Below are 13,670 nucleotides of genomic sequence, written 5' to 3' on the forward strand. Positions count from 1 at the left end.
TAATGATAATTACGTGTTAATTGCCATCATATCCTTCATAGTCTCATTAATTACTGTATACCTAATATCCAGGTTAAGGAACCCAAGGTTACTGGCACCTGATGCCCATAAACCATATAAGGTATTGGTACCTAAGATTGGTGGGGTGGCAATACTGATAGCCATGGGCGCGGTTACGATAATGGCATACTTAATCAATGACACAAGATTGGTTGCTCTTGGTCTCGTGACTCTAACCGTGGGTTTGATAGGACTCGCCGATGATTTAAAGGGGCTGCCTGTCAGTGTTAGGGTTTTCCTGCCACTGGTTCCGGCATTGATAATACCCGTGGTCGTCCACGGCTACATATACATACTCCTCATTGGCCACGTGCATAACTTCTTTGTAGTAGCGTTTCTCTCAATGCTCGCGGTCACGGTAATGGCCAACGCCGTCAATATGCTCGATGTAATGAATGGTATAGTCCCTGTATCAACACTAATGATACTAACCGTCAGTGGAGCCATCTCGTACATGGCTGGTTTCAGTTATGCCTTGCCAGTTACATTAATACTCGTACTCACGGTACTACCACTAGCCGTATTTAATTGGTACCCTGCCAAGGTCTTTAACGGCAACGTCGGTAGTTACGCACTTGGGGGGGCAATGATGGGTGCATTCATGGTGCTTTATAATGCGGGGACTCAGGGCGTGATATCGGCGCTGCCATACATAATAAATGGCTTTCTAATAGTCATAACAGCAAGGGGCTTCAGGCCCAGGGAAACCCTGAAGAGACCTGTCATTGTAAATGATGGAGTGATACATGCAAACAGGACTCCGGGCTCACCGACAACGCTAGTCAAGTTAATCGTCATGAAAAAGCCAAAGACTGAGAGGGAGATCGTACGCGACGTATTACTATTATTTCTAGTTACAAGTATTGCATCGCTTTCACTATTAGCGGTTGTTATTTAACGTCACCTAACCACAACGGCCTTTCTCACGCTTATATCCGAGCCCTTAGCAATGTAGATACTCTTCATATTGCTTAATTCTTTAAGAACGCCGAGGTAGAACGTAGCCTCCATGAAGTCCGTCTGCTCCTCGAGACTCCTCGGCTTCCTCCTCCTAACCATGTTCACAAAATCCTCAATACTCATGCCATACTTATGCTCTAAATCCCTAATCATAACCCTAAACGTCTCAGGCCTATATTCACCATAATCGTTAATACACGGCGGTGGGCTCAACCCAACCTGTCTCGTTAGATTAACTAAGTATGGACACGTTGCCGGGTCCCTACCGGCTGGGCAATGCTCCTGGCAAACAACCATTGCGTACCTCAAAATCCTCTCCAAAATACTTAGTGGCATTACCACGTACTCCTCCTCAGGGTCAAGCCTAGCCTCCATTAATGATCATTAATAAGTCCTAAATACACAATAAATAAAGCTTTCAAGCACATTCTTTACTAATCACGGCACCCATTAGTGTTGACTCGAGTATCGCGCCTCTCTTAATAATGATTGATACCTTATTCCTACTCAACTCATAACTCAACCATCTGTAGTTGGGCACGTTCCAAACAACTATGTCCGCCAAATAACCAGGTTGTAAAATACCCCCCCTGTCTCGAAGGCCCAAGCTATACGTCGCATTCACCGTGGCCGCCATCAAGACTTCGAGGGGGGGGTCATGCCGAGTAGGTACGTGGCTAGTTCCATTACGTACTGCATGTTTAAGGACCAGGAGTTAGGGCTAAAGTCGGTACCGAGCGCCATGGGCACACCCGCACTCCTTAGTGCCTTTACCGGCGGTCTCTTACTACTCATTAGTGAGAGTACGGTCACAGGCAATAGAGTCGCCACTGAACCCCCCCTCTCGGCAATTAACTTAGTGTTCTGCTCGGGTAGGTTCAATAAGTGATCAAGCGATGTGATATTAAACTCCTTAACTAAGTCGCTACACCCAATATAGGCTATTTCATCAGCGTGAAGCCTTAAACCAAAGCCCCCCCTCCTCGATGCTTCCCTAAGGATGTCCCTGGTTTCTTGCACCGTAAAAGCCCCCTCATCGCAGAACACGTCTATGAACCTCGCTAGGTCCTTCGCATAATCAAGAGAACCTATTATCGCGTTAACATACTCCTTCCTATCCATGTCCCTTGGTGGTACATGAATTAGGTATGTCGGTACGACATCGACGGGCGCGTTTGCCGCCGAACCATTGATTATCCTGAGAAGCCTGATTTCCTGGTTTGGGTCAATTCCATAACCACTCTTGACCTCTATCGTGGTTGTGCCGTACTTCGCAACCTCAAATAACCTACTAAGTAAGATTCTCCTAAGCTCTTCATCCGTTGCACCAACTGTGGCGCTAACAGTCCTGTAGATACCGCCGCCCCCCCTCCTGAGTATTTCCTCGTACGGGACACCCTCAAGCTTAAGCTCAAGCTCATCCTCCCTGGAACCAGCAAAGAGGAGGTGCGTGTGTGGATCCACGAGTCCGGCCGTTACCAGGGATTCCTCAGCAAGGATTCTGCACTTACCCTCATACTTCCTGCTGATGGAGCTCCACGATCCAACGTCTATTATCTTATCGCCATCAACAGCGATACCCGCGTCCTCGATAATTAATATTGGGTCTCCGTACCTCCAGGGCATTGATTTAGCAGTAACCAGTTGCTTGATTGGGCCTATGAGTAGGGAGACCTTGCCCATAATGCGGCTGTTTAGTGTATGTTTAAAAAGATTCCATTTTAACTAATGGCGTGTCCGTGGATAGGAATAGGATTAGGGATATTGCCCTAAAGCATGCATTGGTTAACGCCGTAAAGTTTAATGGAAAGGCGAGTATGAACGCGGTAATTTCCAAGGTATTTGCCGAGGACCCATCACTTAGGTCCATGGCCAGGGAGGTCGCTCAAGTCGTTAAGGAGGTAATTGATTACGTGAACTCCCTAAGCATTGACGAACAAAGAAACCTACTAATGAGTAAGTGGCCTGAAGCCCTTGGGGGGGAGAGGAAGGTTGAGTCCTATAGGAAGGGGGGGATTGAGGACCTACCACCGCTGCCTAATGATAGTAAGTATGAAGTGATGACCTTAAGGTTTGCGCCGAACCCGGACTTCGTACTTCACCTGGGCAGTGCTAGGCCGGCTATCATAAATTACGCATATAAATTAAAGTATGAGGGATTGGGTAAGAGGGTGAAGTTCATACTTAGGTTTGAGGATACCGACCCGAGGACTAAGAGGCCGCTTCCCGAGGCTTATGATGCGATTAAGGAGGACTTGAGGTGGCTCGGTATTAAGTGGGATGAGGAGTACGTACAGTCGGATAGGATGGGGGGGATTTATTACGAAATTGCTAAGAAGATCCTTGAAAGGGGGGGTGGCGCCTACGTTGCTGCTAAGGATAGTGATTGTACACCTGATGATTGGAAGAGGTCTAAGGTAACTGGTAAACCATGTAGGAATAGGGATGCCGACCCAAGCGTTAACCTTGAGCTCTTCGATAGGATGCTTGAGGGGGGGCGTTATAAGGAGGGTGAGGCCGTCATGGTAATAAAAACAGACCTACAACACCCAGACCCAAGCGTTAGGGATTGGGTTGCCATGAGGATCATAGACACCACTAAGTACCCACACCCGAGTTGGTTCTAAGTACATTGTTTGGCCTACGTATAACTTCTCCGTATCTATCGACGACCACCTAATGGGCATAACGCATATACTAAGGGCCCAGGAACATTCCGTGAACACGACCAAGCAATCCTTTGTCTACACACACATGGGTTGGGGGCAACCCGAGGCTATACACTTCGGTAGGCTTAAAATCGTTGGTATGACCTTGAGCAAGACGAAGTTGAAGGCATTGGGTATCAAGTGGGATGACATTAGATTACCGACCCTCGCAGGCCTTAGGAACAGGGGGAATTCAGCCAGAGGTATTTGGAATATAATACTCCAGGTCGGTATTAAGCCCACAGATGCGACGATATCCTCGGCCAACCTATTTGCTGAGAATAGGAAAATTATTGAGCCGAGGGCGAATAGGTACATGGCCGTGATTGATCCCGTCAAGGTAATTATTGAGGGCGTCAATGAGGAATTAACGGCTAGACTACCAATGCACCCATCATTCCCTGATCGCGGGTTTAGGGAAATAACTCTTAAGTCAATTGATAGTAAAATAACGGTATTTATAAGTAAGTTAGATTATGAAAAGGCGGGCATAGGCTCGGTAATCCGCTTAATGGAACTTGCGAACATTGAAGTACTTAATAAGGATGAAAACACCCTAATAGCGCGAATACATAGTAAGGATCTTGAGAGCGCCAAGAGGGTGAATGCACCAATAATACAATGGGTACCACCCAATGGGTTGCCAATAAGGGTTGTAAGGCCTGAGAATCTAAGGCTTGTTAACGATGTGGGGGGGCTTGCTGAGCCAGCTGTGGAGCAAGTTACCAGTGGCGAGATCGTGCAGTTTATGAGGTATGGCTTCGTAAAGAAGATAGAGCGTGATAGGTTTGTCTACGTCCACGATTAGCATCATCGGTGTTCATAATAAATTGGATTTTTACGTGAGGTCTCTTGAAGTATCAGCGCTTAATGTTTTTAATTAATTTGCTAAGTAATACGGTCTGGTCCTCATGAGGGTATTATATAGGTGTTCAAGGTGTGGATACATAACTGAGGCATCATCATGGATCTGGAAATGCCCTAAATGCGGCGGCCCACTTGACCTTGTTATTGATGGATTAAGGCTTACTCTCAATGAGCGTAGAGACCTGTGGAGATTCTCCAGTGTCATACCCGCAAGGCCACTGGCTAGTCTAGGTGAAGGTTTCACACCTCTAATTAAGGCTGACTTCCTGGGAAGCAATACTTACCTGAAGCTTGAGTACCTTAATCCAACTGGCTCATTTAAAGATAGGGGTTCTGCCGTTGCTGTGTCAAAGGCGTTGGAATTCGGTGTTAGGACTGTGGTTGAGGATTCAAGCGGCAATGCTGGGATATCCATAGCGGCCTATGCGGCCGCTGCCGGCATTAAGGCTAGGATATATGTGCCCAAGGATGCACCCGAGGGTAAGAAGAGCCTCATAAAGTCATTAGGGGGGGCTGAATTAATTGAGGCTCCTTCCAGGGCCGAGGCCAGTAAGATGGCTGTTGAGTCAGTGGGACCTAGCGAGGCTTATATCGGGCATGCATGGAATCCTTGGTTTATACAGGGTACAAAGATCTTGGCATATGAATTACTTGATCAGCTTGGGCACATACCTAGTGCCATAGTTTTTCCCGCATCGGCAGGTACATTACTTCTTGGCTTATGGGTTGGCTTCAATGAGCTGGTTAGTCTCAATATCGTTAATAAGATCCCACGACTTTACGCCATTCAAGCCCAGGGCTTTGCTAGTCTTTATGAGAGGATGCATGGTGGGAATTCAGGAGAACCAACAAAACTCGCAGACGCACTTAGGGTGTCTAATCCACCAAGACTTGAGCAGATGGTTAGCGCAATAAGGGATAGTAAAGGCGATGTGTTAGTGGTGACTGATGATGAACTTCTACAATCATGGAAGTCATTGTTAAGGAGGGGGATTATTGTTGAGCCGAGCAGTGCAATAGCCCTTTCAGGTTACATAAAGTTATTAAACAGTAACTATTTAAGTAAGGATGAGGATGTTGTAATAATTCTAACGGGTAGTGGGTTAAAGTATATAGATATAATGAGCAAAATATAGCAAATATATTTAACAAGAGAAACACTTATAAATATTCACTATCTATTGCGTACCGTGAGGATCTCAATAAAAAGCAATGCATTCCCTGGATCAGCAATTAGAGGCGTAAATGAGGAGGTTGTTAAGCTCGAGAGATCGGGCATTAGAGTTTATAGCTTTCACATTGGTCAGCCTGGTCTTCCACCCAGTAGGGAGTTGCTTCTTGAGTTTACGAAGAAACTCCTCGAGAAACCCTTCGAATACAGCATGTACACACCAAGTAGCGGCATTAATGAGTTGAGAGAGGCAATAGCGGAGGATTACACGAAGTACTCAGGAATTAAGATAAGTAGTGGAAATGTCTCAGTCACTGCTGGGTCAGCCGAGGCGATCCTCGCCACGTTCATGACAATAATTGATGACGGTGATGAGGTAATACTCTTTGACCCAACATACCTAATGTATGAGCCCGTCATTAATTACCTGGGTGGTAGGGTCATTAGGGTTAGGGCTAGGGAGGAGCTTGGTTGGGAACCAAGTGAGGAGGATGTTAAGGCCGTGATGAGCAGGAGAGTTAAGGCAATAATAGCCGTTAATCCTGACAACCCAACAGGTAGGGTCTTAAGTGAGTCCATGATTAAGTTGCTGGTTGACTTGGCACGTGATTACGATGCATTCCTCATATATGATGAGGCCTATAGGCATCTCTACTATGATGGTTCTCATACCTACGCCATTAAGTACAGCCTTGAGAACGTAATTGCGCTGAACACTTTCTCCAAGGATCCAGCAATGCCTGGTTGGAGGTTGGGTTATGTGGTTGCACATGAAGAATTCATAAAGGTATTTAATAGGGTTAAGCAGTATACGAACTTAAACCCACCAACGCCAGCCCAATATGCAGGCCTTATGTACCTTAAGAATTATAAGGAAAAGTACCTGAGTGAGACGGTGCCTATCTATAAATCGAGGATGGAGACCATGTACAAGGCCATTAGGGAGTACCTGCCCGAGACAGTTGTTGTGAAGCCAAGGGCTGGTTTGTTCATGTTTCCAAACTTAGAACCATACTTAAGAAGGCTTAATATGAATGATACGGACTTTGTAATGAAATTGCTGAGGCAATGTCACGTTGCTGCGGTACCGGGCTCGGCCTTTGGAGAGGGCGGTAAGAATCACCTAAGGTTAACGTTTGCGAAAGAGAATGAGGAGGCGATAAGGGAGGGAATAAGGGCGCTTAGTCAATGTCTTTCATAAATCTCTCTCATTCTCAAGTATTTCTTTTAATTTCTCCATGTCAATGTGGCTGCCGGTTATTACGGCAACCACGTTATAAATACCGCCCCCCCGTTCAAGTCTCTTAAGTAAGTCGCCATTTATTATGGGCAATGGCTATGGCGCCTGCCCCCCCCTCGGCAACGACATGCTCATACTTCAATAAAAGGTATATAGCCCTCATAATATCCTCCTCATTAACAAGGAACACATCATTTAAGTAACGCCTTATGTACTCAAAGGGTATCTCGCCAGGTCTTGAGGCAAGTCCATCGGCTATTGTCCTAATATCATTAAGCACCACGGGCCTACCCTCCTTAAGGGATAGTACGTAAAACGGCGCACTCTCGGGTTGAACTCCGTAAACCTTCACACCCGGCTTAACATGCCTCATTAGGTAGGAAACTCCGGCAGGTAATGCACCACCGCCGAGTGGTATGAGTACGGCATCGACACTGGGTAGATCCTCAAGTATCTCAAGCCCAATGGTTGCGTGACCGGCAATTATGTAATGGTCATTAAAGGTATGCACAAGCTTAATCCTTGGATTACCTGAAACAATCTCGAGAGCCTTTTTCTCGGCCTCCACATAAGACCTGCCATACTTAATAACCTCAGCGCCATGCCTCTCCATATCCTCAACCTTAGACTTAGGCGTCGTCTCTGGGACAACCACCGTGGCCTTGACTCTCAGTACATTGGCCACGTATGCCAGTGCAACTGCGTGATTTCCCGTGGATACTGTTAGGAAGTGTTCATAACCCTCGCGCATATACCTATGTACGGCGAAGAACACACCCCCCCTAACCTTGAAGCTACCACCCCCCCTCTGTAGATTCTCCAGCTTCAGGTAAACGTTAAGGCCATTACCTGATAGGAATTCCGACCTATACAATGGTGTCCTAATCACGTAACCTAACGACTCCATCCTCCTAATGAAATCCCAAGCCTCCTGAATAAGAGGCATTAAGTCAATGAAACCAGCAACACTCATGTAGATGCCCGTTAATTAAACATGAACAAAACATAATTAATTTTTACCTTAAATCCCAATGCCATTACTTTTTCATTTCCTCCATTATCTGATCTACGGCCTTCGTCCTAAACGCACTATAAACAGCCCAGTAGTGAAATATTAGCGTGACTATTGCTGCAATTATTGTATCTATTGGGAATAGTATCACCTTATGTAAACCAAAGGACCCATAGTAGGAGATCAACGTAATTACGATCATATACGTTGGCAACCAAACACCAGCCCTGAACTCCCTCCTTAGGTAGTCACTACCTAGTCTGTAAAGCACGGCCATACTAACGTATATCAATACGGCAGTGACGACGACATACACCAGAAAACCTACGTCATTATATACCTTTAAACCCTTGGTCAAGCTGTAGAAGTAGGAGAATGACAAGGCTATGCCTACGGCGTCAACAAGCCCCAGTGACAATGATATTGGGAGACTTACATTCAGTCTCTTGTACGCGTAATAACCAAAGTAGATAGGCAAACCCACAAAGACTGCCAAGAAGAACTTAGACAGTGCTAAAACCTGACCAATAAATAACCAGGGACGCCGCAAGCGTAGCCAACGGGGGGGCCAGGACCGGCATGGCCCATAACCTAAATGGGCGCGGAAGATCAGGCGCTGTCCTCCTCAACGCTTGTACGGCTATTCCGCCAACAACCATGTAGGTGAGTACCCTACCGACAGTGGTGAATGACACTATGGACTGCCACGTCGGGAATGGCAATAGGTATAGGGCGCCGAGTACTGCTATGGTTACTAGGGACCACTTGGGTATCCTGGTACGGCTTAGTGCTAGGAACCAGGATGGTAAGTAACCATCCGCTGAAATACCATAGAGAGACCTGGTCGCGCCACCGGTGGATACAAATCCCGTACCTGCTGGCGAAACAATGGCATCTGTCAGGAACACTATTAACCAAGCCGTTAAGAATGCCGCTGCGGCAGGAATAACGTACTTCAGGGACTCTAGTAATTGCGCTATTGGCGCCTTGGATATTGAGGACTTTTCTAACGCTGACCAAGCGCCCTCCTTGACTCCGATTACATTCCAGTGGATTGCGCCTATAAAGGCGAGCTCAAGCAGGATATATATCGTCATTGCAATTAATATCGCACTTATGACCGCAAAGGGAATATCCTTACTAGGATTCCTGCCCTCACCACCATATTCAATGGCCTGCCTAAAACCGAGGTAAGCAAACAAAACACCTCCGGCAGGCATTGCGTAAAACACCGCTGCCCAACCCGTGTATGGCGCAGTGCCGCTTGTCGGTATGAAACCACCCCCTGCGGTGAAGTTGGCGGGATTGAAGGCTAAAGCTATCATTATTATTGCCGTTATTGAGGGTATCAATAACTTCCACCAACCAACACCATAAACAACATCACCGACCGCCTTAACGCCTATATAATTCACATAGACAAATAGCGCCAGGAATAAGTAGGCAATTACGTAACCAAGTACTGTCAGGGTGCCGGTAGATGTATTGTATAGTTGCGGGAAGAAGAAGGATAGGTACCTAGTTGCCGTTAGGGCCTCGGTGGGAGGCACCGCCGTTATTGCCAGGAAGTACGACCAACCAAGTAGGAAACCCGCAAAGCCACCAAATACGTAGTGCGGGTACCTAACAAGGGCACCTGACTTCGGTATTGCGGACGCGATCTCGGCATTGGCAATCGCTATGAGCAGAATTATTAACCCGGCTATTATCCAAGACAATAGGGCAGCGCCTCCTGCATATGATGCAGCGTACATGGGCGCGAACAACCAACCGGCGCCTATTATTTCGCCAATCGAGAGAAACAATAACCTACGTCTATCCAAAGCCTTACGTAGTTCTTTATCAGTCCTAATGCCGAAATCCTCGGCCATACTATTCTAAATTATCCTACTAATTTATAAATTTTACAATATGTAGTATATATTTTAATCCTATATTATTGCCAGTATTTATATAGTACTAAATCTCATATTTAAAAAGACCAAACATGCAAAGATCTCCGTGAATAATTAATTAAAGGAAATCTATAATATAATAAATATTAATAAAATATCATAAAAACGTCCGCTGTTTAATGCTTTATAGCAAATAATAAGGCCCATGCAGATGATTTTTACGGATTTGAAAAATAACTGGACAATAGATCTATTAAGTATTTTAGGATTTTTAAATAACTATATTGAGGAAAATAAATTAATATTCTACACTTTAATTTTACCTGTATGGTCATAAATATCGGAGCCGGCGCAAGCTAACTTTAACGGAAATAATAGGGGGGGTCTCCAGGAATTATGATAAGGTTATAGTAAATAGTAATGCATTAAGTGCAATAGATCGGTCTCGGAGGATCCTTGAGGAGCTTATTCATGGCGATGTAAGGATCTATGGTGTTAATACGGGACTTGGTGACCTATATAACGTTACTGTCAACCCTGAAGATGTGGCTAAGTACTCACTGGAGATGCTCATTGATCATTCGACGGGTGTTGGTGATTATGCACCTGATGATTGGGTTCGGGCAACGATGCTCATTAGGGCACATCAATTATCCCTGGGATATAGCGGTGTTAGGGATATCGTTGTAAACAGGTTAGTTGATTTTCTAAACATGAGAATAACGCCGTTAGTCCCTAGGTATGGTTCAGTGGGCGCCTCAGGAGACCTAGCGCCGCTGGCTCATATTGCATTAGCATTATTAGGTAGGGGGGGCATGGTGAGGTACCAAGGTAAAATAATGTCTAGTGCCGAGGCCCTTAAGTTGGCTGGGCTTGATGAGTTAAGGCTTAGTTATAAGGAGGCGCTGTCATTAATTAATGGGACAAGTTATAGCACTGCCGTAGCCTCATTGGGTATTTGGGACACCTACCGATTATTACGGGCTGCAATAGCCGTTATGGCGTTAATGATTGAGGTGTCACGGGCAAGTACGGCACCGTTAGGCATTGAGGTAAATACCACTAAATTACATAAGGGTGAACTTGAGGTTGCAAGGGTCATTAGTGAATTAATAATTGATAGTAAGAACGTGAATACCAGCGGTAGGACCCAGGACCCATACTCAATAAGGTGCATACCCCCCCAGGTACTTGGTTCAGTACTTGACGCACTTAACTGGGCATTACACAATGTATTGAACGAGGCCAATTCTGTGAGTGATAATCCAATAATAATTAATAATAGTGTTTACTCAACCTGTCACTTCCACGGTCAATACATAGCCTTTTCAACGGACTTACTTAATATGTCCCTTGCCGTTCTCGGCAATTTAATCGATAGACAAATCGCCCAATTACTTAGGAAGGAAATTAACGGCGTTAGTAATTACTTAGCCAGTGGTCCATGGCGTGTCGGTTTAATGCTAACCCAATATACGGCCGCCGCATTATCGGCAAGACTTAGGGAGTTATCAACGCCATCCACCGTACAGAACATACCAACCAGTGGTTTTCAGGAGGATGTTAACTCAATGAGTGCGAACTCCGCGATAAAGCTTCATGAGGTGAACTCATTAATTGCGCAGTTAATAGCCATACTCGCCTACGATGCCTACGTAGTGGCCAGCGCTAATAATGCATGCGAAAATTGCGGCAAAGCGACAGCCCACATATATGGCATCATTAGTAAATACGTGGCAGGTACTCAATCACATAGCGAGGCAATAACTAGGTTAATGGGCGCGATTGATGAGCTTTCAAGTCTCGTAAGCCTAAGGATTAATCCATCGTAACCGTAGACCCATCAACCCTACCAATTATCACCCTGGAAACCCTCTTACCACTAAATACACCAACCTCAACAACACCCGGCAACTCCTTGATTACCCTCTCTAAATCCTCAACATTAACTCTAGCCCTGGGCATGTAATCAATTATGTAATTACCATTATCAGTCACCACAGGCCCCCCTCTTACCACCACCAAACCTAAGCTCAGCTGTACCGCCAAGCTCCTCTAACCTTGCCTTAACTATGGTCCAGGCGAAGGGTATTACCTCAATAGGTATTGGGTGCTTACTCGGTATCGAATCGAACACCTTAGACTCATCAACAATTACCACGAACTCCCTAGCCCAATAATCAATTATCTTCTCTCTGGTCAGGGCGGCACCACCGCCCTTAATCAGGTTCTTCCTCCTATCAACCTCATCAGCACCGTCAACAGCCACATCAATATGGTCAACCTGCCAGGGATAACGTAATAAATTAGCAAGACCTAGTCTCACCACCTCGATCTCGGTCTCTGTAGATGTCGGCACCAAAACCACATTATTAACGTCACCATTAATTATTAACTTATAAAGTTCCCTTAGAAAGACCATTGCCGTGGATCCGGTACCAACACCAATGACATAACCACTCCTAACGTACTTAAGGGCCTCCTTGGCCGCGGCCTCCCTCGCTATATCAACACCACTCACGTCATCTGTAATTAACCAATAAATTTAATGATTACCTGCATTAACCATTCTAACCAACTCCTCATTGCACCTAGTTGGGTCCTTGTTAAGGCATAGTCTAAGGGCCTCGGCAACTCTAACGGCATCCCTACTCTCACCAACATTATGTGTCCTAACGGCATCAGCACCCATGAGCACGGCAATGGCCTCGGCAGACACGGATGCAAACAACCTCTCCTCAGGTGATGCCCTCCTACGCATCAACCTCTCAAGGAATGACTTCCTCGAAATACCAACAAGAACAGGCCTATTCAACTCACTCCTTATCCTATTAATACTCATTATAATTATTGAGTCCCAGGAATACCATGGGTAAGTACCATCACCACGTACGTAATCGCCCCTTAACGGCTCACCACCAGTGAATATCGGATCCATACTCAGCGGAGGCCACGCACCAATACCTGGATCAATAACAATACCGCCCTCATCAACGCCATTACTCAACGCAATTCCCAAGCTCTCCCTCAGTGCACCTATGGTCCTGCTGATAGGGTCGCTGCCCTGGCCTGGCCTTCTCTCCCTTGCCATGATGATCACGGATGCTTGATGATCAGATATCACGCGGGCCATATCACCATCACCCTTTAACCCAGTGACGTCATTAATAACGTCAGCACCTGCGTTCAGCGCCTCCTCAGCAACCCTGGACCTAAATGTATCGACGGATATCGTTAATTCAGGAAACTCCCTCCTCAAGGCCTTAATCACTGGCACCACCCTACTCATCTCCTCATCAACACTAATCACGGTCTTATTATACGGCGCCGTGGACATTCCACCAACGTCAATTACATCAACGCCGCAAGAGACCATGGCTTCGGCAGCCTTGAGTGCGTCATCAACCGTCCTCCTCACCGAGCCCTTAAAGAAGGACTCAGGGCTAACATTAATAACCCCGACCAACCTAACGGGCTCACCATCCCCCCCAACCCAAACACGGCCAAGCCTAGCCCTCGGCATGCTTAATTCCCTCAGTGAGCAAGGCTTATTATGTCCTAGATTTAAGGTTTAGTGATGGATCTATCATTGGATGAGCAAATACTCATTTTAATTAGGGAAAGAGGCCCATTAACCGCTGCTGCCAAGCCCCAAGCCCAGCACGCTGAAGGACTTCATTGAGCTGAACAGGGATTACATAGAGCATAAGCCGAGAAGGCCATGGAATTCCTAAGGAAAGTCTTCAATGAGTATAAG

The 13,670-nt window shown here is 46.0% G+C and carries 13 protein-coding genes and 2 pseudogenes; 6 read left to right on the plus strand and 9 right to left on the minus strand.

What is annotated here, in order from left to right:
• Nucleotides 1-13 precede the first annotated feature (13 nt).
• Nucleotides 14-958, plus strand: a complete 945-nt coding sequence (locus JCM11216_RS10775; RefSeq protein WP_243676076.1) for a glycosyl hydrolase family 4 — start codon at nucleotides 14-16, stop codon at nucleotides 956-958.
• 2 nt (nucleotides 959-960) lie between these two features.
• Here the strand turns inward: JCM11216_RS10775 and JCM11216_RS10780 are convergent, their stop codons facing one another.
• The 3 genes from JCM11216_RS10780 to hutI are packed head-to-tail and all read right to left on the minus strand — an operon-like array spanning nucleotide 961 to nucleotide 2,703.
• On the minus strand, nucleotides 961-1,395 hold the full coding sequence (locus tag JCM11216_RS10780; protein ID WP_054854205.1) for a hypothetical protein: 435 nt from the start codon (nucleotides 1,393-1,395) through the stop codon (nucleotides 961-963).
• Between the two features lie 43 nt (nucleotides 1,396-1,438).
• A complete protein-coding gene (locus tag JCM11216_RS19135; RefSeq protein ID WP_243676077.1) occupies nucleotides 1,439-1,657 on the minus strand; it encodes an amidohydrolase family protein in 219 nt (72 codons plus the stop codon).
• The gene (gene hutI, locus JCM11216_RS10785; protein WP_243676078.1) at nucleotides 1,657-2,703 is read right to left on the minus strand and encodes an imidazolonepropionase; all 1,047 of its coding nucleotides are present in this window, start codon (nucleotides 2,701-2,703) and stop codon (nucleotides 1,657-1,659) included. The genes JCM11216_RS19135 and hutI overlap by 1 nt, the downstream gene beginning before the upstream one ends.
• A gap of 377 nt (nucleotides 2,704-3,080) precedes the next feature.
• On the opposite strand from hutI, the pseudogene JCM11216_RS19140 reads away from it, so the two are divergent.
• From JCM11216_RS19140 to JCM11216_RS10800, 4 genes and pseudogenes are all read left to right on the plus strand, one after another.
• Nucleotides 3,081-3,957, plus strand: a pseudogene (locus tag JCM11216_RS19140) (glutamate--tRNA ligase family protein); the annotation flags it as partial.
• A gap of 87 nt (nucleotides 3,958-4,044) precedes the next feature.
• The gene (locus JCM11216_RS19145; protein ID WP_243676085.1) at nucleotides 4,045-4,536 is read left to right on the plus strand and encodes a hypothetical protein; all 492 of its coding nucleotides are present in this window, start codon (nucleotides 4,045-4,047) and stop codon (nucleotides 4,534-4,536) included.
• A 103-nt stretch (nucleotides 4,537-4,639) separates the two neighbouring features.
• Nucleotides 4,640-5,731 (plus strand): pyridoxal-phosphate dependent enzyme, encoded by a 1,092-nt coding sequence (locus JCM11216_RS10795; RefSeq protein ID WP_054854206.1) that lies wholly within the window; start codon nucleotides 4,640-4,642, stop codon nucleotides 5,729-5,731.
• Nucleotides 5,732-5,785: 54 nt separating this feature from the next.
• The gene (locus JCM11216_RS10800) at nucleotides 5,786-6,967 is read left to right on the plus strand and encodes a pyridoxal phosphate-dependent aminotransferase (RefSeq protein WP_054854207.1); all 1,182 of its coding nucleotides are present in this window, start codon (nucleotides 5,786-5,788) and stop codon (nucleotides 6,965-6,967) included.
• Here JCM11216_RS10800 and JCM11216_RS19150 read toward each other — a convergent pair.
• The 4 genes from JCM11216_RS19150 to JCM11216_RS10810 all read right to left on the minus strand — a co-directional run bounded on the left by JCM11216_RS19150 (nucleotide 6,962) and on the right by JCM11216_RS10810 (nucleotide 9,889).
• Complete coding sequence (locus JCM11216_RS19150) at nucleotides 6,962-7,099, minus strand: hypothetical protein (RefSeq protein ID WP_243676079.1); 138 nt, start codon at nucleotides 7,097-7,099, stop codon at nucleotides 6,962-6,964. The two genes, JCM11216_RS10800 and JCM11216_RS19150, sit on opposite strands and share 6 nt — an antisense overlap.
• Nucleotides 7,071-7,979, minus strand: coding sequence for a threonine/serine dehydratase (locus JCM11216_RS10805; RefSeq protein ID WP_243676080.1), 909 nt, complete (start codon nucleotides 7,977-7,979; stop codon nucleotides 7,071-7,073). The genes JCM11216_RS19150 and JCM11216_RS10805 overlap by 29 nt, the downstream gene beginning before the upstream one ends.
• A 64-nt stretch (nucleotides 7,980-8,043) precedes the next feature.
• Nucleotides 8,044-8,496, minus strand: a complete 453-nt coding sequence (locus JCM11216_RS19155) for a hypothetical protein (protein WP_243676081.1) — start codon at nucleotides 8,494-8,496, stop codon at nucleotides 8,044-8,046.
• A 25-nt stretch (nucleotides 8,497-8,521) separates the two neighbouring features.
• Nucleotides 8,522-9,889 carry an APC family permease gene (locus JCM11216_RS10810; RefSeq protein WP_243676082.1) on the minus strand — a complete coding sequence of 456 codons (1,368 nt, stop codon included), beginning with the start codon at nucleotides 9,887-9,889 and terminating at the stop codon, nucleotides 8,522-8,524.
• 398 nt (nucleotides 9,890-10,287) lie between these two features.
• On the opposite strand from JCM11216_RS10810, the gene JCM11216_RS10815 reads away from it, so the two are divergent.
• Nucleotides 10,288-11,745, plus strand: a complete 1,458-nt coding sequence (locus JCM11216_RS10815) for an aromatic amino acid ammonia-lyase (protein WP_243676086.1) — start codon at nucleotides 10,288-10,290, stop codon at nucleotides 11,743-11,745.
• On the opposite strand, the pseudogene rpiA reads toward JCM11216_RS10815, so the two are convergent.
• Together rpiA and JCM11216_RS10825 are read right to left on the minus strand one after the other, a co-directional pair.
• Nucleotides 11,732-12,434 (minus strand): annotated as a pseudogene (rpiA, locus tag JCM11216_RS10820) (ribose-5-phosphate isomerase RpiA). The gene JCM11216_RS10815 and the pseudogene rpiA overlap by 14 nt on opposite strands.
• A gap of 24 nt (nucleotides 12,435-12,458) precedes the next feature.
• The gene (locus tag JCM11216_RS10825; RefSeq protein WP_054854209.1) at nucleotides 12,459-13,436 is read right to left on the minus strand and encodes a dihydropteroate synthase; all 978 of its coding nucleotides are present in this window, start codon (nucleotides 13,434-13,436) and stop codon (nucleotides 12,459-12,461) included.
• Between the last annotated feature and the right edge of the window lie 234 nt (nucleotides 13,437-13,670).

It is taken from the genome of Vulcanisaeta distributa JCM 11216, assembly GCF_001315985.1.
In the GTDB taxonomy this organism is placed as follows: Archaea; Thermoproteota; Thermoprotei; order Thermoproteales; family Thermocladiaceae; genus Vulcanisaeta; species Vulcanisaeta distributa_E.

Bases quoted from the DNA above. Each gene is read 5' to 3' on its own strand.
- JCM11216_RS10780 (WP_054854205.1), bottom strand. From the start codon at position 1,395: ATGGAGGCTAGGCTTGACCCTGAGGAGGAGTACGTGGTAATGCCACTA.
- JCM11216_RS19135 (WP_243676077.1), bottom strand. From the start codon at position 1,657: ATGGCGGCCACGGTGAATGCGACGTATAGCTTGGGCCTTCGAGACAGG.
- hutI (WP_243676078.1), bottom strand. From the start codon at position 2,703: ATGGGCAAGGTCTCCCTACTCATAGGCCCAATCAAGCAACTGGTTACT.
- JCM11216_RS19145 (WP_243676085.1), top strand. From the start codon at position 4,045: ATGGCCGTGATTGATCCCGTCAAGGTAATTATTGAGGGCGTCAATGAG.
- JCM11216_RS10795 (WP_054854206.1), top strand. From the start codon at position 4,640: ATGAGGGTATTATATAGGTGTTCAAGGTGTGGATACATAACTGAGGCA.
- JCM11216_RS10805 (WP_243676080.1), bottom strand. From the start codon at position 7,979: ATGAGTGTTGCTGGTTTCATTGACTTAATGCCTCTTATTCAGGAGGCT.
- JCM11216_RS10810 (WP_243676082.1), bottom strand. From the start codon at position 9,889: ATGGCCGAGGATTTCGGCATTAGGACTGATAAAGAACTACGTAAGGCT.
- JCM11216_RS10825 (WP_054854209.1), bottom strand. From the start codon at position 13,436: ATGCCGAGGGCTAGGCTTGGCCGTGTTTGGGTTGGGGGGGATGGTGAG.